General features: G+C 69.2%; 22 protein-coding genes. 6 read left to right on the forward strand and 16 right to left on the reverse strand.

Going from position 1 to position 22,606, the window contains the following annotated elements; all coding sequences use genetic code 11:
* Positions 1-23 precede the first annotated feature (23 nt).
* Positions 24-671 carry a hypothetical protein gene (locus G6N16_RS20730; protein WP_083030375.1) on the forward strand — a complete coding sequence of 216 codons (648 nt, stop codon included), beginning with the start codon at positions 24-26 and terminating at the stop codon, positions 669-671.
* On the opposite strand, the gene purB is transcribed toward G6N16_RS20730, so the two are convergent.
* Positions 647-2,065, reverse strand: coding sequence for an adenylosuccinate lyase (gene purB, locus G6N16_RS20735; protein WP_083030441.1), 1,419 nt, complete (start codon positions 2,063-2,065; stop codon positions 647-649). The two genes, G6N16_RS20730 and purB, sit on opposite strands and share 25 nt — an antisense overlap.
* 11 nt (positions 2,066-2,076) lie before the next feature.
* Positions 2,077-2,691, reverse strand: coding sequence for a TetR/AcrR family transcriptional regulator (locus G6N16_RS20740; RefSeq protein WP_110810809.1), 615 nt, complete (start codon positions 2,689-2,691; stop codon positions 2,077-2,079).
* A gap of 75 nt (positions 2,692-2,766) precedes the next feature.
* On the opposite strand from G6N16_RS20740, the gene G6N16_RS20745 reads away from it, so the two are divergent.
* Entirely contained in the window at positions 2,767-3,660 is an 894-nt protein-coding gene (locus tag G6N16_RS20745) for an alpha/beta hydrolase (protein WP_083030377.1), read from the forward strand.
* Here G6N16_RS20745 and G6N16_RS20750 read toward each other — a convergent pair.
* Genes G6N16_RS20750 through G6N16_RS20760 form a run of 3 tightly spaced genes read right to left on the reverse strand, consistent with a single transcriptional unit; the run spans position 3,629 to position 6,826 of the window.
* Positions 3,629-4,888, reverse strand: a complete 1,260-nt coding sequence (locus G6N16_RS20750; RefSeq protein ID WP_083030378.1) for a cytochrome P450 — start codon at positions 4,886-4,888, stop codon at positions 3,629-3,631. The two genes, G6N16_RS20745 and G6N16_RS20750, sit on opposite strands and share 32 nt — an antisense overlap.
* On the reverse strand, positions 4,881-5,777 hold the full coding sequence (locus G6N16_RS20755; protein WP_083030442.1) for an SDR family oxidoreductase: 897 nt from the start codon (positions 5,775-5,777) through the stop codon (positions 4,881-4,883). Before G6N16_RS20755 ends, G6N16_RS20750 begins: the two co-directional genes overlap by 8 nt.
* Positions 5,778-5,785: 8 nt before the next feature.
* Complete coding sequence (locus G6N16_RS20760; RefSeq protein WP_083030379.1) at positions 5,786-6,826, reverse strand: TIGR03617 family F420-dependent LLM class oxidoreductase; 1,041 nt, start codon at positions 6,824-6,826, stop codon at positions 5,786-5,788.
* A gap of 53 nt (positions 6,827-6,879) precedes the next feature.
* Between G6N16_RS20760 and G6N16_RS20765 the strand changes: the two genes are divergently transcribed.
* Both G6N16_RS20765 and G6N16_RS20770 read left to right on the forward strand, forming a co-directional pair.
* Positions 6,880-8,358: an acyl-CoA carboxylase subunit beta gene (locus G6N16_RS20765; protein ID WP_083030380.1), complete on the forward strand. Its 1,479-nt coding sequence runs from the start codon at positions 6,880-6,882 to the stop codon at positions 8,356-8,358.
* 26 nt (positions 8,359-8,384) lie between these two features.
* Positions 8,385-9,242, forward strand: a complete 858-nt coding sequence (locus G6N16_RS20770; RefSeq protein WP_083030381.1) for a hypothetical protein — start codon at positions 8,385-8,387, stop codon at positions 9,240-9,242.
* An 8-nt stretch (positions 9,243-9,250) separates the two neighbouring features.
* On the opposite strand, the gene G6N16_RS22015 is transcribed toward G6N16_RS20770, so the two are convergent.
* Together G6N16_RS22015 and G6N16_RS20780 are read right to left on the reverse strand one after the other, a co-directional pair.
* On the reverse strand, positions 9,251-10,048 hold the full coding sequence (locus tag G6N16_RS22015; protein ID WP_083030382.1) for an HNH endonuclease signature motif containing protein: 798 nt from the start codon (positions 10,046-10,048) through the stop codon (positions 9,251-9,253).
* A 71-nt stretch (positions 10,049-10,119) separates the two neighbouring features.
* Positions 10,120-10,797: a DUF222 domain-containing protein gene (locus G6N16_RS20780; RefSeq protein ID WP_083030383.1), complete on the reverse strand. Its 678-nt coding sequence runs from the start codon at positions 10,795-10,797 to the stop codon at positions 10,120-10,122.
* A 201-nt stretch (positions 10,798-10,998) separates the two neighbouring features.
* On the opposite strand from G6N16_RS20780, the gene G6N16_RS20785 reads away from it, so the two are divergent.
* Positions 10,999-11,721 carry an HAD family hydrolase gene (locus tag G6N16_RS20785; protein WP_083030384.1) on the forward strand — a complete coding sequence of 241 codons (723 nt, stop codon included), beginning with the start codon at positions 10,999-11,001 and terminating at the stop codon, positions 11,719-11,721.
* Here G6N16_RS20785 and G6N16_RS20790 read toward each other — a convergent pair.
* From G6N16_RS20790 to G6N16_RS20825, 8 genes are all read right to left on the reverse strand, one after another.
* Positions 11,705-12,235, reverse strand: coding sequence for an Rv2253/PknI dimerization domain-containing protein (locus G6N16_RS20790; protein ID WP_083030385.1), 531 nt, complete (start codon positions 12,233-12,235; stop codon positions 11,705-11,707). The genes G6N16_RS20785 and G6N16_RS20790 overlap by 17 nt on opposite strands.
* Complete coding sequence (locus G6N16_RS20795) at positions 12,232-13,716, reverse strand: MCE family protein (RefSeq protein WP_083030386.1); 1,485 nt, start codon at positions 13,714-13,716, stop codon at positions 12,232-12,234. The genes G6N16_RS20790 and G6N16_RS20795 overlap by 4 nt, the downstream gene beginning before the upstream one ends.
* On the reverse strand, positions 13,717-14,949 hold the full coding sequence (locus G6N16_RS20800; RefSeq protein WP_234805805.1) for an MCE family protein: 1,233 nt from the start codon (positions 14,947-14,949) through the stop codon (positions 13,717-13,719).
* Positions 14,946-16,376, reverse strand: a complete 1,431-nt coding sequence (locus tag G6N16_RS20805; protein WP_083030387.1) for an MCE family protein — start codon at positions 16,374-16,376, stop codon at positions 14,946-14,948. The genes G6N16_RS20800 and G6N16_RS20805 overlap by 4 nt, the downstream gene beginning before the upstream one ends.
* On the reverse strand, positions 16,376-17,467 hold the full coding sequence (locus tag G6N16_RS20810; protein WP_083030388.1) for an MCE family protein: 1,092 nt from the start codon (positions 17,465-17,467) through the stop codon (positions 16,376-16,378). Before G6N16_RS20810 ends, G6N16_RS20805 begins: the two co-directional genes overlap by 1 nt.
* A complete protein-coding gene (locus G6N16_RS20815) occupies positions 17,467-18,492 on the reverse strand; it encodes an MCE family protein (RefSeq protein WP_083030389.1) in 1,026 nt (341 codons plus the stop codon). Before G6N16_RS20815 ends, G6N16_RS20810 begins: the two co-directional genes overlap by 1 nt.
* A complete protein-coding gene (locus G6N16_RS20820; protein WP_083030390.1) occupies positions 18,489-19,679 on the reverse strand; it encodes an MCE family protein in 1,191 nt (396 codons plus the stop codon). The genes G6N16_RS20815 and G6N16_RS20820 overlap by 4 nt, the downstream gene beginning before the upstream one ends.
* Positions 19,680-19,803: 124 nt before the next feature.
* Positions 19,804-20,931 (reverse strand): ABC transporter substrate-binding protein, encoded by a 1,128-nt coding sequence (locus G6N16_RS20825; RefSeq protein ID WP_083030444.1) that lies wholly within the window; start codon positions 20,929-20,931, stop codon positions 19,804-19,806.
* A 72-nt stretch (positions 20,932-21,003) separates the two neighbouring features.
* On the opposite strand from G6N16_RS20825, the gene G6N16_RS20830 reads away from it, so the two are divergent.
* Positions 21,004-22,014 carry a hypothetical protein gene (locus G6N16_RS20830; RefSeq protein WP_083030391.1) on the forward strand — a complete coding sequence of 337 codons (1,011 nt, stop codon included), beginning with the start codon at positions 21,004-21,006 and terminating at the stop codon, positions 22,012-22,014.
* Between the two features lie 74 nt (positions 22,015-22,088).
* Here G6N16_RS20830 and G6N16_RS20835 read toward each other — a convergent pair whose 3' ends face one another.
* Entirely contained in the window at positions 22,089-22,565 is a 477-nt protein-coding gene (locus tag G6N16_RS20835) for a MarR family winged helix-turn-helix transcriptional regulator (protein ID WP_083030392.1), read from the reverse strand.
* Positions 22,566-22,606: the final 41 nt, after the last annotated feature.

Here is a 22,606-nt window from a genome sequence, read left to right on the forward strand (position 1 = left end):
CCCGGCATGCTGGGATCGGCGCTATGAGTTCGCGTTATCTGCCCTATTCCAGCCGGCCGCACCGGTTCCTCGCCCAGTTCACCTCCGATGTGCTGGTCATCGGCTGGATCACGGTCTGGGTGATGGTCGGTGCGCTGGTGCACAGCGCCATCGCATCGATCGCCGCGGTCGGCACCCAGGTGCAGAGTGGGGCGTCGGGGATCTCGCAGAACCTGGCCGACGCCGGCAGCAGCATCGGCCATGTGCCGCTGGTCGGCAACCACCTGTCCAGCCCGTTGGACGCGGCCAGCCGCGGGGCCACGGAGCTGGCCGACGCCGGTGCGAACCTGCACGACACCGCGACCTGGCTGGCCTGGCTGCTGGCCATCGCGGTCGCCGCGGCGCCGATCCTGGCGGTGGCCGGCCCGTGGCTGTGGCTGCGGGTGCGGTTCTTCCGCCGCAAGTGGCTGGTGTTGTCGCTGGTGGGCAGCCCGGCCGGGGACGAACTGCTGGCCCTGCGGGCGCTGACCAACCGCCCGGTGCGCAAGCTGGTGGCCGTCAGCGGCGATCCGGTGGGCGCCTGGCGACACCGCGATCCGGAGGTGATCGGCGCCCTGGCCGGCCTGGAGTTGCGGGCGGCGGGCCTGCGCCCGCCGCGCCGGCCGGGTCAGAGGATGGCGCCCGGGGTGTAGCCGGCGGCGTCGGGGTAGCGGGTGACCAACTCGGCGACGGCGAGGGCGACCCGGTCGACCTGATCACCGGCCGCACCGGTGAACGCCGCCTTGTCGGCCAGCGCGGCGTCGAGTGCCGCTCGGTCCAGCGGCAGCCGGTCGTCGGCGGCCAGCCGGTCCAGCAGGTCGGGGTCGCGCCCCTCCTCGCGCATGGCCAGGGCGACGGCGACGGCGTGCTCCTTGATCACCTCGTGGGCAGTCTCCCGGCCGACACCGGCCCGCACCGCGGCCATCAGGATCCGGGTGGTCGCCAGGAACGGCAGGTAGCGGTCCAGTTCGCGGGCGATGACGGCCGGGTAGGCGCCGAACTCGTCGAGCACGGTCAGCAGCGTCTCGGTCTGTCCGTCGATGGCGAAGAAGGCGTCCGGCAGCGCGACCCGGCGCACCACCGAGCAGAACACGTCGCCCTCGTTCCACTGCGCGCCGGCCAGTTCGGCGGCCATCGACGCGTAGCCGCGCAGCACCACCTGCAGTCCGTTGACCCGCTCGCAGCTGCGAGTGTTCATCTTGTGCGGCATGGCCGAGGAGCCGACCTGGCCGGGGGCGAACCCCTCGGTGACCAGTTCGTGGCCGGCCATCAGCCGGATGGTGTGCGCCAGCGACGATCCGGCCGCGCCCAGCTGCACCAGCCCGGAGAGCACGTCGTGGTCCAGCGACCGCGGGTACACCTGGCCGACGCTGTCCAGCACCGCGGCGAAGCCCAGGAACTCGGCGACGCGGTGCTCCAGCTCGGCCAGTTTGGCGGTGTCGCCGTCGAACAGGTCGAGCATGTCCTGGGCGGTGCCCATCGGTCCCTTGATCCCGCGCAGCGGGTAACGGTCGATGAGCTCGCGCAGCCGGTCCAGGCCGAGCAGGGTCTCGCCGGCGGCGGAGGCGAACCGCTTGCCCAGCGTGGTGGCCTGGGCGGCGACGTTGTGGCTGCGCCCGGCCATCACCAGATCCCGGTAGCCGACGGCCCGATCGGCCAGCCGGGCGGCGACGGCCACCCCGCGGGCGTACACCAGCTCCAGGGACTGGCGGATCTGCAGCTGCTCGACGTTCTCGGTGAGATCCCGGCTGGTCATACCCTTGTGCACGTGCTCGTGGCCGGCGAGGGCGTTGAATTCCTCGATGCGGGCCTTGACGTCGTGCCGGGTGACGCGCTCGCGGTCCGCGATGGACGCCAGGTCGACGTCGGTGAGCACCCGCTGGTAGTCGGCGATCACCTCGGCGGGCACCGCGACGCCGAGTTCGGCCTGGGCGGACAGCACCGCCAGCCACAGCCGCCGTTCGGCGATGATCTTGTTCTCCGGGGACCAGATCGCCACCATCTCGGCGCTGGCGTAACGGGTGGCCAGGACATTGGGAATGCTCACGGCCACACAGCCTACGGGCCGGGTACCGCGTGCAGATCGTATGGCGCCAGCACATCGATGACGTCGATGAGGGTGGCGCGGGCGGTGGCCCGGGGGGTGGCGGCCTCGTCGACGAGTGCCGACACCACCGCGCCGTCGACCGCGCAGACGAGCGCGGCAAGCAGTTCGGTGCGGGCGAACCGGCCGGACCGGGTCACCACTTCGCCGACGGCGTCGGTGCGCTGCTGGCGGATCCGGCGTTCCACCTCACGCAGCCCGGGTTGGCGGGCGCAGGCGATGTAGCGCTCGTAGCGGGAGACGAGTTCCTCGCTGCCGTCGGTGTCGTCGACGAGAAGTTCGACGAGAAGTTCGGCGATGGATTCCGCGCCGCGGCGCCGCCGGGACAGGCCGTCGATTCGCGCCCGCAGCAGGTTCGCCTCGTGCAGCGCGGTGTGCTCGACGGCCGCCGCGATCAGCTCCTCCAGCGAAGCGAAATAGTAGGTGGTCGACGCCAGCGGCAAACCCGCGCGATGAGCGACCGCGCGGTGCCGGACGGCGTCGAATCCCCCCTCGCGCAGCAATTCGGCGGCCGCGCATACCAGCGCGTCACGTCGACGTTCCCCCTTCGGGGTGACCGCTGCAGTCACAGTTGAACATGCTGCCAGCAACGTGGGGAACGCTGAGCGTTTTCTGGCAATCCGGTGCGATGGCATGATGACCGGATGCCGGAAATTCATCGCCGCGCGGTACTGCGGCTCGGGCTGGGGCTGACCGCCGGGGCGGCGGGTGCCGCCGCGCTGAGCGAGTTGCTGCCCGCGTCGTCGGCGACGCCCGGCCCGAACCCCGCACCACCGGCCCCACTGGCCCCTGGCGCACCGATGGTTCCGGCCGCGCCGGCCACCCCGGCGCCCACCATGGTCACCGGGTCCTTCGTCTCCGCGGCACGCGGCGGCATCACCACCAACTGGGCCATCGCCCGTCCGCCGGGGCAGACCGCACCGCTGCGCCCGATCATCGCCCTGCACGGCAAGGGCGGCGACGCCGCCAGCGTGATGGCCGGCGGCGTCGAGCAGGGCGTGGCCCAGGCCGTCGCCAACGGGCTGGCGCCGTTCGCCGTGGTGTCCGTCGACGGCGGCGGCAGCTACTGGCACGCCCGGTCCTCTGGTGAGGACGCCGGTGCGATGGTGCTCAACGAGCTGATCCCGATGCTGTCCGACCAGGGTCTGGACACCTCCCGGGTGGCGTTCCTGGGCTGGTCGATGGGCGGCTACGGCGCGTTGCTGCTGGGCGGCCGCCTGGGTGCGGGGCGCACCGCGGCGATCACCGCCGTCAGCCCGGCACTGTGGCTGTCCTCTGGCGCGACCGCACCCGGAGCCTTCGACGGGCCCGCCGATTTCGCGGCCAACTCTGTGTTCGGGATGCCCGGATTGGCGGGTATCCCGATCCGGATCGACATCGGTGACGCCGATCCGTTCTATTCGGCCACCCAGTCATTCATCGCGCAGCTGCCCAGCCCACCGGCCGGCGGCACCTCACCGGGCGGCCACGACGGCGCGTTCTGGAGTTCGCAGCTGCCCGGCGAGATCAATTGGATGGTGCCGTACCTGACGGCCTGAGCCGGTACCGGATGGGCAGGTGCTTGAGGCCGCCGACGAAGGTGGTCGCCATCGGCTCGGCGGGCCCCGTCTGTTCGATGATCTCCAGCCGCGGCAGCAGTTCCCCGAAGAAGCTGCTGACCTCCAGTCGCGCCAGCGCGGCCCCCAGACAGAAGTGCACGCCGTAGCCGAACGAGATGTGCTTGTTCGGGTCGCGGGCGATGTCGAACCGGAACGGGTCGGAGAAGATCTCCTCGTCGCGGTTCCCGGACACGTACGACAGCAGCACCGCCTCGCCGGCCGGGATGGTGACGCCGCGAATCGTGTAGTCGCGCTGGGCGGTTCGCATGAATTCCTTGACCGGGGTGGTCCAGCGGATCATCTCCTCGACGGCCAGCGGCATCAGCGACATGTCCGCCTGCAGCCGGGCCAGCTGGTCGGGGTACTCCAGTAGCGCGGCCAATCCGCCGGCGATGGCGGCGCTGGTGGTGTCGTGCCCGGCACCGGCGATGATCGCGTAGTAGGAGACGGTGTCGATATCGCTGAGCGGTTCGCCGTTGATGGTGGCGTTGGCCACCGCCGAGCCCAGGTCCTCGGTCGGGTTGGCGCGGCGTTCGGCGGTCATCGCCGAGAAGTAGGCGAACATGTCCAGCAGCGCCTGGACCTGTTCCTCCTTGGTCGACCCGCGCTGGTATTCGGCGTCGTCGTTGCCGAACATCTCCTGGGTCCACAGCAGCATCCGGGGGAAGTCCTCCTCCGGCACGCCGAGCAGCGACATGATCATGTACAGCGGGTAGTTGACGGCGACCTGCTGGACGAAGTCGCAATCGGGTGCGACGGCGGCCATCTCGTCGACGAAGCGGACGGCGAGTTCCTCGGCGCGGTCCTTCAGGGCCCGCATGGCCTTGGGCCGGAACCAGTTCGCCCCGATGGCCCGGAAGTCGCGGTGTTCGGGGTCGTCCATGTGGATCAGGGTGCGGATGCCGACGGCCGCCTGCTGCTCGTCGGCCTCCCTGGTCATCAGCACCGGCCGCGGATAGTTGGTGAAGATGTCGTTGGCGCGCTCGATCTCCATGATGTCGGCGTGCTTGGTGATCACCCAGAACGGGGCGTAGCCGTCGACCTCGACCCGGCTGATCGGTTCGGTGGCCCGCAGCTGGGCCAGCGCGGCGTGCAGCCGGGGCTCGTCGGTGTAGGCCTTCGGGTCGGCCAGCATCGCACCCAGGGATTCGACGGCGGGTTCAGCCATGGTGGTTCTCCACTTCTTCAACGGGATCGGCCTGGACCAGGCCGGTGGCGGTCTCGACTCGCTGTTGGTAGCTGCGGCGTGCCGCGACGTCGAAATCCAGGAACATCCGGTCCGAACCCATGCGGGCGTGCACCCAGCGGCGGGTGCGCGCCCCCAGTAGGCCCAGTATCGGTGCCATCACCCGCATTCCGGCGGGCACCATCACCTGTGTGCGCGGCCGGTCCAGCACCCCGACGACGGCGGCTGCGATGCGCTGCGGCGCAACGGGTTTGCTGCCTCCGACGGATTGGGTCCCGGCGATCAGCTCGGTGGCGGTGAACGGCGGCAGTATCGCCGACACCTCGACACCGTAGGGCGCGAACTCGTCGGCCATCGAGCAGGTCAACCCGATGACGGCGAATTTCGTTGCCGCATAGACCACCTGGCCCGGCACCGGGACCGCACCGGCCAGCGAGGCGATGTTGACGATGTGCCCGCTGCGCCGGGCCACCATCTCCGGGAGCACCAGCCGGCAGCCGGTCAGCACGCCGAGAAGGTTGACGTCGACGGCGGTGCGGGTGAGCTGTTCGCTCTGGTCCAGGTACGCCCCGACGGGCATCACGCCGGCGTTGTTGACCAGGATGTCGATGCGTCCGCCGCCGTCGGCGCGGGCGGCGTCGAAGAAGGCGGCCATCGATTCCGGGTCGGTGACGTCGACCGGATGGCCGGTGATGACCGCGCCCGGGCCGAACCCGGCCAGCGCGCTGCGCAGCGCGGGGGCGTCCCGGTCGCCGATGACCACCGTCGCACCGCGCTCCAGCAGCGCCGTCGCGGTGGCCAGCCCGATACCGCGGGCCGCGCCGGTGATCACCGCGGTTCGTCCGCGGATCCTGTCTGTGCCAGCTGCCACGGGCGCAATCACCTTTCCTGAGTGCGGATCTGGTTCCGCAGGTCGTCGAGGATCTCACCGGCCAGGCCCTCGTCGGTGCCGGCGGCGAATCCCGGCAGCACCCGGTCGATGCGGCCCGCGCAGCGCTGCCACAGCGTGGCGGCGACCTCCTCCGGTGGTGCGACGACGGCGAATGTCGAGAGCACCTCGTCGTCGATCCGCTGCCCCATCCCGGCCCAGTCGCCGTCGCGCGAGCACCGGCGCAGTTCCGGCTGCAGTTCGCCCCAGCCGTGCACGTCGAGCACCGGTCGGTACGCGGGGGTGGAGGCGTAGAAAGCGATCTGGGTGCGCAATCGGTCTGCGGCGGAGGCTATTTCGGCGTCGTCACGGCCGGTGGCGATGAAAACCGGTGCCGCCACCGTCAGTTCGTCACGGCTGCGCCCGGCGTCGTCCAGCCCGGCCCGCAGCGCCGGTGCGCTGACCTCGTCGAAGTACCGGGCGGTGGAGAACGCGTGCACCAGCATCCCGTCGGCGGCCCGGCCGCACAGGGCGGTCATCGCGGGCCCGACGGCGGCGAGCAGGATCGGCGGGTCGGTGACCTCGGTGGGTTCCGGGGTGAACATCGGGGTCATCAGCGAATGGGTGTAGAACTCCCCGGTGAACGACAGCCGGTCCCCGGTGCGCCAGCAGCGCCAGATCTCCCGCAGCGCGGCGATGTACTCGGCCATCCGGGCCACCGGCCGGCTCCACGGCATACAGAAGCGCTTCTCGATGTGCGGGCGGATCTGGGTGCCCAGACCGAGCAGGAACCGGCCACCGGAGTAGTCCGCCAGATCCCAGGCGGACTGGGCCAGCGTCATCGGGTTGCGGGCGAAGGCCACGGTGATGGACGTGCCGATGCTGACGGTCCGGGAATGCTCGGCGGCCAGCAGCGCGCCCAGGAACGGGTCGTGGTTGATCTCGCCGGTCCAGCAGCCGTCGAATCCGTCGTCCTCCACGCGGGCGACGGTCGCTGCGACGTCGGCCGGGCGGCCGGGAAACCCCCGGTCGATTTTGAGTGCCCCGACCATGCTGGTGACGCTACAGTAATCAATTCGGTACGGTCAACGATGGAGGGAGTGCCATGTCCTGGGACGCCACGCTGGCCGAGCTGGCCGCCCACCGTGACCGTGCGCGCGCCATGGGCGGACCCGACCGGCTGGCCGCCCACCGCGGCTCCGGGAAGCTCGATGCCCGGGGCCGTATCGACGCACTGCTGGACCCCGGCAGCTTCCGGGAGATCGGCACGCTGGTGGGCGCCGAGGTGGCCGCCGACGGCATCGTCACCGGCTCGGGACGTATCGACGGCGCCCCGGTGCTGGTGGGCGCCGAGGACTTCACCAGCGCCGCGGGCACCATCGGGTCCGGCAGCAACGCCAAGCGCTACCGGATCGCCGAGCTGGCGGTCCGCGACAAGATCCCGCTGGTGATGCTGTTGGAGGGAGCCGGTTTTCGGCCCGGCAAGCAGGGCGGGCGCTCGCCGGTCGACCTGATCGCCCAGGCCCGCTGCTCCGGGCTGGTGCCGACGGTGGCCGCGGTGCTGGGCCCGTCGGCCGGGCACGGCGCCCTGGTCGCCCCGGTGTGCGATTTCCGGATCATGAGCAACGCCGGGGCGATCTTCACCGCCGGGCCGCCGGTGGTGGCCGAATCCACCGGCGAGCACATCGACAAGGCCGATCTGGGCGGGCCGAAGGTGGCGGTGGCCAGCGGGGTGATCCACAACGTCGCCCCCGACGACGCGTCGGTGCTGGCCGACATCCGCCGGTATCTGAGCTATTTCCCGTCCAGTGCGTACAGCTATCCGCCGGATGCCGCCGGCGGCGACACCGGACCCCGGGCCACCGGCGAGCTGCTCGACATCGTGCCGCGCGATTCCCGCCGCAGCTACGACATGCGCGCGGTGCTGGACGTGATCTTCGATTCCCCGCGGAGGTTCGAGGTGGCCCCGGGCTACGGCCCGGCGATCATCTGCGCGCTGGCCCACCTGGGCGGTCACCCGGTAGCGGTGGTGGCCAACCAGCCGCGGGCGGGCGCGGGCGCCATCGACACCGCGGCGGCGGACAAGGCCGCGCATTTCATCACCGTCGCCGACTCGTTCCACCTGCCGCTGATCTTCCTGGCCGACAATCCCGGCATGCTGCCGGGCAGCCGGTCCGAGCGCGACGGGGTACTGCGGGCCGGGGCCCGGATGTTCGCCGCGCAGACCATGGCCGAGACGGTCAAACTGCACCTGACCGTGCGCAAGGCCTACGGCTTCGGGTCGATGGTGATGTCGCTGCTCGGATTCGACGGGCAGAGCGCCACCTTCGGCTATCCCGGCGCCGGGCTGGGCGCGATGAGCGCGGCGGCGTTGAGCCGGGCCGCCAAGGCCGACGCCGATCTGGCCCAGTCGCTGCGCGACGACGAGTTGCGGGCCTCGCTGAGCTCGGCGGAGAACTTCGGCTTCGACGAGCTGATCGACCCCCGGGAAACCCGCGACGCGCTGCTCGATGCGCTGCGCCGCGGGCTGGCCTCCCGCGCGCAGGCGGCCCAACCGGTGCGCCGCACCGCCATCTGGCCCTGACCCGACACCGCACACAGGAGCCGCACATGCCGCGCGATATCCGCGAACTGACCGACGACCCCGACGCCTACGCGGCCGAACTCCGGGAACGCTGGGGCGGTCTGCTGTCCTACCGCTACCTGGGCCGGCACTACGACGTAATGGACACCGGCGAGACCGACAACACGGTGACGCTGCGCCGCGACATGCGCGACGCCGACGGCGGGGTGCTGCTGGCCGTGTTGGGCATCTGCTCCCCGGAGGGCGGCGGCATGTCGGATCTGGAGGCGGTGCCCAACCCGGTGGTCTGGTCGGCGCAGGTGCTCGACCCGGGCCGCGACGTCCACCGCATCGAGGTGGTGTCCGAGACCCTCAAGCGCGGCCGCCAGTTCGGTTACAGCCGGTCGCGCATCGTCGACGCCGACAACCCGGACCGGCTGCTGGCGCTGACCCAGGGCCAGGGCGTCAGCCTCGGCACCCCGCCGGCCGGCCTGGCGAAGATGGAGCCCCGGCCGCTGCACATCGTCGACTCCCCCGACCTGCCGCCGCTGTGGCGGGTGTTCGGCGCCGCCCGGCGGCCCGACGGCCGCTGGGCACTGCCGGAACTCAGGGTCGAGCTGGCTTCCCCGGACGCCGCGCTGCACATCGGGCCGCAGTTCGTCGCGGCGGAGACGGTGGCGCGGGAGGCGGCCGGCGCCGCGGCGGGCTCCGACCGGCTCACCGGGCTGTCCGCGCAGGTGATGTTCCTGGCCCGCGGCAAGGTGGGACCCTTCCGCCTGGAAGCCGATTCGGCGGCTGCCACCGGATCGCTGGCCACCGCCCGGGTGCTGATCTACGACGAGGGCAACGGCGACCGACCGGTCACCACCGCGGCTTACCAGTTCGCCCTGGCCGGCGATCGGTAGCGCGCCCGTCAGAAGGGTGGTGGGTCGAAAGTGCCTGCGGGTTCGGGTTTTCCGGCTTCGCGGGCGGCGGCCTTGGCCGCGGCGTCCGCGGCCAGGATCTGCGCGTGGTTGCGGGCGCGTTCGCGTTCGATGCGCTGGGCGCGGGTCTTGGCTCGGGACTGTGTGCGCGCCGGCATCTTCAACGTTCGCCCCGGCCCGCAGGTGCGCCGCGGCTTACCCGGCGGCGGGGCCGGCCCGGTAGTCGTATCCCACTCCGGGAACAGCACCGCACTGAGCGGGATGGTGGTGTAGCTGTGACCGGTGGGGGTGGTGATGGTCAACCGCCCGTCGGGGTACTGCACTTCGGTCCAACCGTCCCAAAACGTTTTGAGCAGATGATGCAGACGGCAGTAGCCATGGAGCTTCGACGGGTGCATGTGGCCCCCGGACCCCCAAGGTTCGCTGTGGTCGATATCGCATTTGACCGCCGGTTTGTCGCACCCGGGGAACCGGCACGTCAGATCCCGGGCCCGGATGAACTCATCCAACGCGGTCGACGGCCGGTACCGCGACTCGGGGCCCGCATCCTGCGCCGGGGTGGCCACGGTGCGGACTTTCGCCCCGTGGGCCAGCAGATCGGCGACCGCCTCGGCCGAGAGGAACCCGCGGCCCGAGATGATCGCGGCCGGGCGGGCCGGCGGCCGCTCGCCGGGCACACTGTTGGCCGCCTTACGGATCCCCGCCGTGCCCGTCGCGGGGATCGCGGCGTTGGTCACCACATGAATCACCACCCCCGCCGCGGGATGGGCCCCGTCTTCGCCGAACACCCGGGATTGTCACAGGCGCACACCAGGTGATCACTGCGGGCGGCCAGCGCGGCCATCGCATCGGCGCGCCGCTACGCCAGAGTCCGCGGGTCATCGTCGCAGACCGCCTTGGCCATCGCGGTCAACGTGTCGTCCAGCAGGGCGGCATCCGCCTTGGCCAGCCGCCCCCAGACCGTGGACAAATCATTGCCGTCGCTACGGGGGTCACCGATGGTGATGTGGCGATCGGCCACCGTCTGGCGGGACCGGCGCACCGCATCCGGATCGACCCCGTCGATGATCACATCGATCGCGGTTTCCAGCTTCGCCTGCGACAACGGCTCCCACGTCGTCACCGCAGCCGCGATCGCCGCATCCACCGGCGCGCGCGCCTCGGGATCGAGGACCTGGGAGGTGCGGCTGATGATGCTCATCGCCGTCAACACCGAAAACTCCCCCGCCAAAAACAAGGCACCCACCTTCGGCAAGGCCTCGGCCAGCGCGATCGCCCGTTCCATCACCCCCATCGCCCGACCGTGCTTGACGTTCAACACGCAGCTGATCTCCGCCGCCGCGGCATCCCAGTCATCACAGCCCCACCCCGGATGCTGCTCGACGCCCAGACGCCGGCGCGTCAGCTCCGCCACCGCCGCCCAATGATGCGCCTCGGCCGCCGCCGCAGCACGGGCCGACGCCGCAATCGCATCCACCAGCGCCGCGTCCCCCAGGGACCGCAACTCGACCGGCATACACAACTTCTGCTCGAACATACGTACTATTCTATGCCGCCCGGCCGACAGAAAGGACCGGTCAGACACAGCCTGTGGATAGAAATGGAAGTGTGTACAACCCCTTCCCCGAGGCTCGGACGGCGGCGGATCCACGCGGCGTTGAACCGGCACCAAGACCGAAATCCACCCGAGTCCACGGTGCACGGGTGTCTAGACTTGACACCGCGATAGGAGGCGCCGATGCACGATCCGATCGCCGCGATCGCCACCGCCCCGCCCGGTGCGCACATCGGGGCATTCTTCGACATGGACGGCACCCTGGTCGACGGGTTCACCCCGGCCGCCCACGCCCGGCACCGCATCCGCAACCGGCAGGCCCGCTTCGGGGAGTTCGTCGGCATCGCCGAGGCCGCGCTGCGCTACCGCTTCGGCCGGATGCAGTTCGACAGCCTGCTCACCCGGGCCGCCGGCTTCCTGCGGGGCACCGAGCTGCGCGAACTCGAGTCCGTCTGCGAGGAGTTGTTCCACAGCGACATCCGGCACAAGGTGTTCGACGACATGGTGACCGCCATCCGCGCGCATCAGCAGGCCGGACACACCGTGGTGCTCAGTTCTTCGGCACTGACCATTCACGCCGCGCCCGTCGCCCGGGCGTTCGGCATCGAGCACCTGATCTGCAACAGCTTCGAGCTCGACGGGAGGGGCCGGCTGACCGGGGCGATCCAGGCGCCGATCATCTGGGGGGACGTCAAGGCCGCCGCGGCGGTCGCCTTCTCCCACAGGCACGGCATCGATCTGAGCCGCAGCTACTTCTACGGCGACGGTGAGGAGGAGCTGACCCTGATGCACAAGGTCGGCAACCCCCGTCCGGTCAACCCGCGTCGTGCCCTGGCCACGGCGGCGGCCCAGCACGGCTGGCCCACCCTGCGGCCGTCCCGAACCACCGTCAGTCGATCGCTTTGAGCGTGAACGGCAGTTCGATGACGACCGGCAGGTTCACCCCGCATCCTCCGCTTTCACCGACCGTGCGGTCCCAGCCGGTGTAGCTGCGTATCGCGTCGTACGACGGAGCACCGACCAGGTCCGGTGCGAAGTAGTACAACTGGTTGGCCGCAGCCGTGGACCCGTCGGGGCAGGGCACCCAGGTCGGGTGCTGCCGGCGCACACTCCACTGTCCGGCCGCCGCGCACGTGAGTTCCGCCGACCAGCCGTCACTGCTGACCACGCTGCCCGCGCAGTTGTGGGACTCATCGCACCAACTGCTCAGCGTCCAGGTCGAGGTGACGGTCTGCTCATCGCGGAACACTTCGTTGGTCTTCGCCCACACCCCGTCGGAAACCGCGGTGAACCGTCCGTTGGGCAGCGGGGCGCACAATGCGGCCACCGCCTCCGGCGCCGCGGCCACCGCCGCCACCGCGGCGGTGGCGAGCAGCAGGACCGCGGCCAGACGGCCGGTCCGGTTGCCGTCGCCGGTCATGCTCCGGCCGTCATGACGAGTTCCTGCCAGGACTTCGGCGATCCGGCCTCCCCGGCGTTCGCCTGCTGATACGTCTGGCCGTTGGGGGCCACGAAGCGTCCGGAGCCCGGATCGTAGGGAGTCGCCACGACGTCCGGTCCACCGCCGTCGAACGCGCTCGGTGCCGCCTCGGCAGGTGCCGGCGTACCCTCGGTGGGCCCGTAGATTCGGTCGTCTCCGGTGACCCGCGAATCCGGCGGTACGCCCTGCGCCATCAGGTTCGGATCCAGCGGATAGGGACCCAACAGGTGTTGACGCATCACCAACGGCTGATACTCATCGTCACTGTTGCAGATCGCCGCGGTCGGAGCCCGCTTGCCCGGCTTCCCGGCACACGGATAGTTACGGGCGCCCCGCACCGCCAACGGTGAATCCTGGGGAAGTTTGCAGTACATGCCGGTGGGGGTGTCCACTTCGCTGGTGTCCTCCGGTGAGCGCCATTGGCTCGGCGGCAGGAAACCGACCGTGCACGACGGCGGATCCCCCTCACTGATCGTGAAGTCCCCCTGCCCCATCCCGGTCGGGTTGTGGTCCGGACCGGCCGACAGCAGGTTCGCCACGAAGGGCGGCATCAGCACCAGAATCTGTTCCAGACCGGCACGATAGGTCACCAAGATCTGCCCGACCGTCCTCAGGTTCGCCAGCAGCAGTGGCAACGTCGGCTTGAGTTGGTTGAACAGCCGGGAAGCCTCGTTGGCCGCGCCGGGGCCGTCGCGCAGGATGGTGCGCCACTGCCCGTCGCTGGCCACCATGGTCCCGGTGATGTCGGCCAGGCTCTGAGACCAGACCCGCAGACTCTCCCGACTCTCCTCCTGCGCGTTCAGCAACGGGACGCTGTCTTGCAGCAGGTCCACCGTCTGCTCTCGGGTGTCGCTCATCGCGCCCGATATCGTGGCCGCCGAGTCGACCAGCAACGCCAGATCGTCACCGGCTCCGCCCAGCGCCAGATACGATTCATTCAGCAGTGCCGAAAGTCGTTCTTTTGGAATGCTTTTGATCAGCGCGCTGGTCTGGTCCAACAGGGGTCCGACCTCCTGCGGAACAGTGGTGTCGGCCATGGCGATCCGCGACCCGTCCACCAGGTAGGGCGGACCGTCGTCCTCGGGAACCAGATCCAGGTACTGTTCGCCGATCGCCGAAGCACTGCGCACATGCGCGGCCAGCTTGGCCGGAATCTTCGGTGAGGTTTTCAGCGACAAGGTCGCCGAGGCACCGTGCGGGATCAAGTCGACGTCGGTGACCTTCCCGACCTGCACACCACGATAGGTGACGTTGGAAAACCGGTAGAGCCCACCGGTTCCGGGCAGCTCGACGGTGACGGTGATCCGGCCCCAACCGAGCAATGTGGGCACCTGCATGTAGACCGACGCCATCACCGCCATGCCCACCAGCGATCCGATCGCGAAGATCACCAGCTGGATTCTGATGAACCGGGTCAGCATCTAGCCCCCTCCCAGCGGTACGGTCTGCGGCGATTGCCCGGGCCGCATCGCCCCGCCCGGCAGCACCACCGGCGGACCGATCGGCGGCGGCGGAGCGGGTACTTCGCTGCCTTCCGGCGGAATCCCGGTCAGCACACCGAGCGGGTTCTTCGTGTAATACCATTCGTATCCGGGGTCGCCCGGTGCCGGCACCAACTCGGCTCCGGTCAGCCCCCACCGGGTTCCGGAGAACAGGGTCCGCTTGAGTCGCGGCACGGTGAGGTCGGCCACGGCGAACAGATTCAGGTAGTCACCCTTGAGCCCGCGGTCGACGATGTTCTGCCCGTACGGGAACACCGTGGCGTACATCAGGCCGTCGACCAGTCCGTCTCCCACGTCGGCCAGCGCGGCAACGGTGGGTTGCAGGTTGGTGAGGTCACGCACCAGGTCGTCCCGGGTGTCGTTGACGACCCCGGTCGCGGTGTTCGCGAACACCCGCAGCCTGTCCAGCGCGGTGACGAACCGGGGTTTCTCGGCCAGCAGCACGTCCAGCGCAGCCGGCAGGGTACGCAAGGTGTCTTCGATGACCGACTGCTGACCGCGTAGAGTTGCCGCCAGCCTGTTGAGCGCCGTCATCGACGCGATCATGTCGCCGCGTTGCCGGTCCAGCAGGCCGACGAAGGTGTCCAGCCGGCCGATCAGGCTCCGTACCGATTCCTGATGCCCGCTCAGCGCGGCGTTCAGGTTGTGCACGATATCCGAGACTTGGCCCAGACCACCGGTATTCACCACCGCCGACAGCGACGACAGCGTCTTCTCCGTGGTCGGATAGGTCGACGATCGGTTCAGCCCGATGGTGGCACCGGGTTCGATCCGCCCGGCCGGTTCCTGCCCTTCCGGCGGATCCAGGGACAGATGCATCGATCCCAGCAGGCTGGTCTGGCCGATGGTCGCCACCACATTTGCCGGCACCACGGTGCCGGCAGCCAGGGACACCTCGACGTCGGCGTGCTGACCGTCCAACCGCGTCCGCCCCACACTCCCGACCACGACGTCACCGATCAGCACCGGCGAATTCGATTCCAGGGTAGCGACATTGGCCATCTGCACGTGGTAGATCACGGCCCCGTCGCCGTGTCCCACGGTGCCGGGCAGCGGCAGCGAATTCACCCCGCCGAAGGCGCATCCGGCCAATACGGACGCGGTCGCGGCCAGCGCGCCCAGTCGCAGCGGCAGCCGGGATGGATTACTCACGGTTGCGCTTCCCCCTGTTCCGGGGCCGGTTCCGTGGGCGCGACGGCACCCGGCGGAAGCAGCAGATTCTCTACACCGGGCATGGTCGGCGCCGGCGCACCCGGATACTGGGCTGGGCTGGGGTAGGCCGGCAGCGGCGCGGCCGATCCCGGCGGCCCCGTCGGGTTGTTCCATCCGGGCGGTGGCGGTTGATCACCCCGGTCGCCGGTGTAGGCCGAGATCGACGGCGGGCTTTCCACCGGGGTGGCCCTACCGCCACCACCGGGGGCCAACGCCGGGTCGGTGTAGATGAGGTTGGTGGTCGCCGGCCCGAGCACGGGGTTCAACGGGAACGGCAGGTTGTTGAACGTCATCTGGTTCAGTGCCGGGCCGAGATACTGCGCGCACAGCTTCGCCGTCTCCTCCGAGGTTACGTTCTTGACCGCCCCGATGGCCGCACAGATGAAGGTCAGCGGGTTGGAGAAGTTGTTGAACGACACCGATCCGAGAATCGTTCCGGTGTCGGCGTTGTAGTCGTTGTAGCCGTTGGCGATGGCGTTGGGGGTGACGTGCAGGAGTTGCTCGACGTCGGCCCGATGTTCGACGAGATTGGCGGTCACGTCGGCCAGGCGGACGACCTGTTCGCTGGTCTTGTCCCGGGTGTCGGCGATGAAACCCTGGACATCGCCGAGTGCCTGGGCCAGGGTCTTCAGCACGGCGTCGAGGTCGGCGCGGTTCTCGGCGATGACGCCGGTCAGCGTCGCCAACCGGCCCTGGAACACCACGATCTGCGGGTTGGTGTCCTGCAGCGCGCTGACGAACGTTTGCAGGTTCTTGATGGTGACGGCGATGTTGCCGCTGCCGGCTGCCAGTATCCGCCCCATACCCGCCAGTTGGCTCAGCGTTTCGCGCAGTTTCTTCCCGTTGCCGTCCAGCGCGGTGGCCGCGCTGTCGATGAACCGGGCGATCGCCGGCGAGGACACCTGGGCGTTCGGTCCCAATTCGGTTGCCAGCCGCATCAATTGCTCTTTCACCTGGTCCCACTCGACGGGAACCGCAGTGCGGTCGATGTCGATGACGGCGTCGTCGGCCATCTTCGGCCGTCCGGCCGCCTCGTCGGCGGGCAGGTAGGACGGCGTCAGTTCCACGTACCGGGCCGAGATCAGGTTCGCCGCGACGATCACCGCCTTGGCATCCGCCGGGATCGGCACCGACCGGTCGACACTCAGCGTCATCCGGACCCGGTCACCGTCGGCGTCGATGGCCGCGATGTGCCCGATCTTGATCCCGGCCACCCGGACCTCGTCGTCCGGATAGATCGATGTCGCGGAAGGAAAGTAGGCGGTGATCCGGCGTGGCCCGAAGTAGGCATCGTGCACCAGCACCGCCGCCGCGACGACGGCCAGCACCACCAGCGCGGCGGCCAGTGGTTTGGTCAGCCGGCGCATCACGGTGTTCCCGCCGGTTGCTGCGGAATCCCGTTGCGCGGGATCGGGAATTCGGCACGGGGTCCGGCCTGGTCGGGTGGCTGACCGGCGGCGGTGCCACGCCGGAAACCGAAGGCGTAGTCCAGGAAGGGCTGCAGCAGCTGCGGAATCGCGAGGTTGGCGATCATCGCCTGGTAGTAGGGGCCGCTGGCCACCAGTTCGCCGCTGGTCAGCTCATACTGGGCCAGCCCGGGCAGCGTCTTGGCGATGTTGTCGCGGTTGCGCTGCAGCACCGCGGTGACCGCGTTGAGCTTCTCCAGCGTGGGTGCCAGCTTGTCCTTGTTGTCGTGGACCAGCCCGGACAGCTGGGTGGCCACCGCGGAGGTATTGGCCAGTAGGTTGACGATCGCCCGGCGTTGGGCGACCAGCACATCGAGGAGTTCGTTGCCGTCGAGAATCAGCGTGTTCACCTGTTGGCTGCGATCCGACAGGATCGCGCTGACGTCGCGGACGTTCTTGAACAGTTCGCCCAGGGTGTCGTTGCGGGCATTGAGCGCCTTGGACAGCCGGGTCAGTCCGTCGAAGGTGGTGCCCAGTTCCGGTGCCACGGCGTCGATGGCGGTCGACAGCGCGTCCAGGGAGTCGTTGAGCGTGCCGGTGTCGGTTCCGCTGATGTCGGTGGTGAGGTCACCGACGGCTTCGGTCAGCGAGTACGGCGAGAAGGTGCGCTCGGCGGGAATCAGCGCGGCCGGTGCCAGGGTGCCCGGCCCACGTGAGTCGAGGGTCAACACGCGTTGTCCCAGAAGCGATCCGGTGCGGATATGGGCGGTGGTCTTTGCGCCGAGCGGGATGCGGGCCGCGACGGAGAAGGTCACCATCGCCTGCCCGTCGCGCAACGCGACCCGGGACACGGTGCCGACCTTGATGCCGGCGATGGTGACGTCGTTGCCTTCCGCGATACCGCCGGCCTGGGCGAATTGGGCGTTGTAGCGGATGTCGGTGGCCCAGGAGGCCAGCTGCGGCACGCGCAACCCGACCCCGATCGTCAGCAGCACCAGCACCACGCCGACGAAGCCGGTGCGGATCAGACGGGGGCCACGGTATTTGAGCATCAGTTGTCCGAGCACCTGCCGGTCTGCTGCCGGATCCAGGGGAACATCGCGGTCCGGCCCTCGAGGTCGGTGACCCGCACGGCCACCCCACAGAGGTAGTAGTTGAAGAAGCTGCCGTAGGAGCCCAGGCGTACCAGCTTTCGAACATTGTTGGGAGCCTTCTGCAGACCGGCGTCGAGGCGGTCGTTTGCCCCCTCCAGGTTGGACGCCAACCGGTTCAATTCGGCGATGGTTCCGGTCAACGGCGGGCCGGCGCGGGTGAGCAGGTCGGCCAACGACGCCGTCCCGCTTTCCAAGGCGGTGATGGCCTCACCCACGGTGTTCCGGTCGGTGGAGATGTCGCTGACCAGTCGCTGCACTCGGTCGATGGTCCCGGAGAACTGTTCGCCGTTGCGGTTGAGGACGCCGATGGTGGCATTGAGGTTGTCGATCAGCGACTGCACCAGGTCGTTGTTGTCGGCGAGATTCGTGGTGAACGACGAGGTATGTGACAGCAGCGATTTCAGCGCACCACTTTGGCCCTGGAGCACCTGCAGCAGCGATTGGGTCAGAGCGTTGACGTCCTCGGGCCGCAACCCCTGGGTGACCGGCCGCAACCCGCCCAGCAGCTGATCGATGTCCAGCGCGGGCGCGGTGCGGTCGGCCGGGATTTGCGCACCGGCGGGCAGCAGTGCGGTATCGCCGGGTGCCGTGACCAGCTCCAGGTAGCGGTCTCCGGTGAGGTTGAGGTAGCGGACCACCGCCTTGGTCCCGGAGGTCAGCACCGCGGCCCGATCGGCGTCGAAGGATACCAGCGCGGTCTTCTCCGGGGTCAGCGTCACGTCGTCGACGGTGCCGACGCGGATCCCGGCCACGCGCACCGAGTCACCCGCTTTGAGCCGGGACGCATCTGTGAAGACCGCCGTATAGCCGACGGTCGGTCCCGACTGGTACCGACCGAAAACGGCGAACAACGCGACGGTGAGCATCAGCATCACCACCGCGAAGACGCCGAACTTGATGCGCGCCGCCACCGGCCCGCTCATCCGGGCTGCCCCACCTGAGCGGTGTTGCGCGGCGGTCCGTCCAGCGGCCCGAACAACATGTTCTTCAGCGCATCGGAATTGACCAGCAGCCCCTGGTTGCCGTACCTGCCCGGGTTCCAGCCCACGTCGGCGACCACGAAGGGCGGGCGGGCCTCATACGGCACGTTGGGCAGCCCGGCCACACATTGCGGCCCGCCGGTGGCGGCCACCCTGGGGAGGTCACCGGGATAGCGAAAACGTTCCTTGCCCCAGGTGAAGCCGGCATTCACCAGCGCACCGGGCACCTGGGGCGGCGGCAGGTAGGCCGACTTCACCAAGCCCGCGCCCAGGCAGTACAGCGCTTCGTGGTACCGGTTGGTCAGATCGGTGGTGGGCACCAGCAGGTGTGCGACGTCGGTCAGTGCGGCCCGGTTCGCGGTCAGCAGATCGTTTCCGGTTTCGGCCAACCCGATGGCGGAGATCAGGGCGGCATCGAGTTGGCCGCGTTGGTCCACCACCGTCCGGCTGATTCGGGCCGCGTTGTCGGCCGTGGTGATCAGGTCCGGGGCGGCGTCGGCGTAGCCAGTCAGCACGCCGGGCGCGGTGGCCAGGATGTCCGACAGCGCCGGCAACTGCGGATCCAGGGCAGCGAGGTAGCCGTCGAGGTCCGCCAGCATCTGCCCCATCCGGTGTCCGCGCCCGTTGAGTGCGTTCGCCATCGCGCTCAGGGTGGCGTTCAGCTCGGCGGGGTCGATCTCGTCGAGTACCGCGGTGAGCCGCTGAAAGACGGTGTCGATCTCCACCGTGACATGCCCCGCGTCGAGGACCTGGCCGGCATACATCGTTCGGGTGGATGGTTCGGCGGGGTCCACCAGCTGGATGAACTTCGCGCCGAACACGGTGGTCGACGCAATGTGGACCTCCACGTTGGCGGGAATCTCGGAGATCCGATCCGGGTCCATCGCCAGGTGCAGGGCGGCGCGCCCGTCGGGCAGATTCTCCAGCGAGGCAACCGATCCCACCTGCACGCCACGCAGTTTCACCCGCGCATCCGGGTTCAGCACCAGTCCGGCACGCTTGGCCAGCACCGTGACGCCGACCGACGGCGTCATCCCGCCCCGGAACAGCACGCCGACGGTGACGAACAACAGCGCGATGACCAGGACGGTAGCCGCTCCCACCAGAGGAGCGAGTGACCGTCGTTTCATCGCACCGTGCTTCCAGATCTGCCTGCGCGCAGGCTGTTCGGCACCGTCGGACCGAACAGGTCGGCACAGCCTCGGGGAAATCCTCTAGATATATACCGGAGGACCGAGCCGATTGTCCAGAACCTTAACGATCCGGGCCCGTCACGGGCCCCTCGATCAGGCCTTCGATGGTGGCGTAGAGGACCGAACCGTCGGCACCGGGCAGCACCTTGCGCGCCACCAGGAACTCGCTGCCCAACCAGCCGTGCCGGATGTGGCGACCGAAGCGCAGGCGGGTACCCGGCGCCCCACTGGCGGCCGGCATCATCTTGATCTTTTCCAGGGCGTCCTTGACGCCCTCGCCGGTGAGCGGAAGGGCGGTCGCCAGCGCGGTCATCATCAGCCGGCCGACATCGCAGGCATAGAGCGGAAAGAAGTACGCGGGACGGTGGCCGTGCACCTGCTCGAAGCGGTCCAGAAATTCTTGCCCGGTGCGGTTGCGTTCGTCGTACTGATCCAGGCCGATCCAGCCGGTCAACTGTTCGTTCCACCAGGGACTGGTTGCCGCGAACTCGAACGCGGTGGTGGTGTATCGCAGTGGCTCCCAGCCTATTTCCGCCAGTGCCGCGTTCATGCCGATCAGCCCCAGACCGAAGCCGACATGCAGGAGTCCGTCGGGGCGGTGGGCCTCCAACACTCTCATGGCAGCCGATTGATCCGCGGCCACCTGCGGGATCGCGACTTCGGCGGTGATCGCCAGGCCGGCGTCGTGACATGCCTTGCGGGTGGTGCGCAGGTATTCCCGGCCGATCAGACTGTTCTCGAATGCCACGCCCACCGTGCGGCAGCCATCGAGCGCGGCCACGGTGGCCATGACGATCGGCTCTTCTTCCAGGGATCCGGCGGGCAGGCCGAAGACCCATTCCCCCAGCATGGTTTCCGAGCCGGCCATGGTGATGATGGGCACCTGCGCGCTGCGCTCCACGTGGTCGCGCAATGCCACCCCGTTCTCCGAAACCTGCGGACCGAAGATCACCAGCACGTTTTCGGCGAGCAGTTCGTAGAAGGCGTCGCGCACGCGATGGAACGAGCCGGTGGGTAGTCCCTGGACAGCGCGGACGACGAACTCCACCGGACGGTCCAGGACGCCGGCGGCCCGATAGTCGTCGGCGATCAATTGCAGTGCCGGCAGCAGGTTTCGGTCATACCCGCCGTCCTCATCGAGGTAGTCGATCAACACACCGATCCGGGCCGGTTCCACGTCCGCGACCATCTGCACCTCGGCAACCTTCACAAGCCGACCCTCTGCTTTACAAGGCATCCCTCTAGAGGATTAGATCCTTACATGGAACGCCGGATCGCGGTCGAATTGGTTGCCCGGAAGCCCACCCCGGCGCGTTACCTGCGCAGCTGGACTCCGGACGCGACGGTGGCACCGGCGGGAATGTGGATCTCCGGCGTGGTCGCCGACGAATCCGGGAACAACTATTGGGGTTTGCGCGGCGCCGACGATTTCCTGACCGGGATGACGCATGTGGTGGCTCCGATCACCGGGTTCAAGCGACTGCCGGTCTCGCTGGATCCGCAACCGCCGCACCTGTTTCCGGAATACGCCACCATCGACTGGTTCGAACCGCTGCAGTACACCGAGACCACCGACAGTACAACGACCGCCGCCACCACCACACTGCGCTTCGACAGCGGCCGCATCGAACACGACTCCGAGGGCTGTCACTGGTACGACGCCGGCGGCCGCTGGGAGTTGCACGGCCACAGCATCGGCGACATCGTGACCATCGGAATCCCCCCGCAGGACGGCATCGCAGCCCCCGCGTACTACCGGCACGAGCTGATGAGCGCCACCGGCAGCATCGAAGGCACGCCGGTATCCGGTTACCTGCACCAAGATTTCGCGTACGGGCCGCCCGGAAAGGTCTACGCGGAGCTGCCCATCATTCGCGATCTGCAGGGCATGTGGGTGTCCTGGATGCAGCAGTACGACGACGGGAGCTGGGGTGGGGGCTGTTGCTGGCAGGGTCGCGACGGCATCGCCTTCGGCCCCGGCTATCAGGTGCTCGACGGCGTCACCGTCACCGTCGATGACGTCCGGGCCACCCCGGTCGTCGACGACCAGGGCCGGCTGCGGCGTCTGGACGCGGCCCTCGGATCGGTGTCCTACACCTTCGAGTTCGATACCGCCGGTAGTCCCGTGCATTATTTCGGCCGGCTGACCGACTGTTCGCGGCGGCCGCTTCCGGTCCGCAGTTGGTGCTGGGTGGAGTACGCCCCGGGGATGCTCAACGGGGCGATCATGGACCTGGTGATGGCCCGATACCGGCTGGCCCGCGGGCGTTAGCACATCCGGTGGCGCTGGCCTCGAAGACATCGGCCGCGACACCTCGAACCGCTCCATACGATACAGCCCACCGATCACGACGTGTCACGAAGCGGATTGGGCACCGGCGATTGCGGCACCCCGCTGAGCTTGCGGAGGGTCTCGATACAGGCGTGCAACTCCGCCAGCGCCACCCCGGCCACCGTGGCGCGGAAGAATTCGGCCAACCGGCGCAACGACTCCCGCTGCACTGCGGCACCGCGCCGGGTGACCTCGATCCGGGTGACCCGCCGGTCGGTGGGCGACGGCACCCGCCGCAACATGTCCGCGGCCACCAGCTTGTCGACGTCGGAGGTGATGGTGCTCGGCAGCACATTGAGATAGTCGCTCAGGGCGCCGGGCCGGTCCAGCCCCGCGTGCACCAGGAAGAGGATGCCGAGCGCACGTTCGGAGATCGCATACTCGGCCGCCACCGGCAGCGCGTGCGTGGAGATCATCCGCTGCACATCGGCCACGGCGCCGAGGAAGTCGACGATGTCGCCGTCGTCGGCTTCGCCCAGGGTGTCGGCCACGAGCCCTGACCCTACTCCGCATCGACGGGGCGGAGCCGGAC

The organism is Mycolicibacterium insubricum (assembly GCF_010731615.1).
Taxonomy (GTDB): Bacteria; Actinomycetota; Actinomycetes; order Mycobacteriales; family Mycobacteriaceae; genus Mycobacterium; species Mycobacterium insubricum.

Coding starts and splice junctions, on each gene's coding strand:
- G6N16_RS20820 (WP_083030390.1), bottom strand. CDS start 19,679: ATGAAACGACGGTCACTCGCTCCTCTGGTGGGAGCGGCTACCGTCCTG.
- G6N16_RS20770 (WP_083030381.1), top strand. CDS start 8,385: ATGCCGCGCGATATCCGCGAACTGACCGACGACCCCGACGCCTACGCG.
- G6N16_RS20785 (WP_083030384.1), top strand. CDS start 10,999: ATGCACGATCCGATCGCCGCGATCGCCACCGCCCCGCCCGGTGCGCAC.
- G6N16_RS20795 (WP_083030386.1), bottom strand. CDS start 13,716: ATGCTGACCCGGTTCATCAGAATCCAGCTGGTGATCTTCGCGATCGGA.
- G6N16_RS20805 (WP_083030387.1), bottom strand. CDS start 16,376: ATGCGCCGGCTGACCAAACCACTGGCCGCCGCGCTGGTGGTGCTGGCC.
- G6N16_RS20750 (WP_083030378.1), bottom strand. CDS start 4,888: ATGGCTGAACCCGCCGTCGAATCCCTGGGTGCGATGCTGGCCGACCCG.
- G6N16_RS20765 (WP_083030380.1), top strand. CDS start 6,880: ATGTCCTGGGACGCCACGCTGGCCGAGCTGGCCGCCCACCGTGACCGT.
- G6N16_RS20730 (WP_083030375.1), top strand. CDS start 24: ATGAGTTCGCGTTATCTGCCCTATTCCAGCCGGCCGCACCGGTTCCTC.
- G6N16_RS20810 (WP_083030388.1), bottom strand. CDS start 17,467: ATGCTCAAATACCGTGGCCCCCGTCTGATCCGCACCGGCTTCGTCGGC.
- G6N16_RS20825 (WP_083030444.1), bottom strand. CDS start 20,931: ATGGTCGCGGACGTGGAACCGGCCCGGATCGGTGTGTTGATCGACTAC.
- G6N16_RS20745 (WP_083030377.1), top strand. CDS start 2,767: ATGCCGGAAATTCATCGCCGCGCGGTACTGCGGCTCGGGCTGGGGCTG.
- G6N16_RS20790 (WP_083030385.1), bottom strand. CDS start 12,235: ATGACCGGCGACGGCAACCGGACCGGCCGTCTGGCCGCGGTCCTGCTG.
- G6N16_RS20830 (WP_083030391.1), top strand. CDS start 21,004: ATGGAACGCCGGATCGCGGTCGAATTGGTTGCCCGGAAGCCCACCCCG.
- G6N16_RS20780 (WP_083030383.1), bottom strand. CDS start 10,797: ATGTTCGAGCAGAAGTTGTGTATGCCGGTCGAGTTGCGGTCCCTGGGG.
- G6N16_RS20815 (WP_083030389.1), bottom strand. CDS start 18,492: ATGAGCGGGCCGGTGGCGGCGCGCATCAAGTTCGGCGTCTTCGCGGTG.
- G6N16_RS20760 (WP_083030379.1), bottom strand. CDS start 6,826: ATGGTCGGGGCACTCAAAATCGACCGGGGGTTTCCCGGCCGCCCGGCC.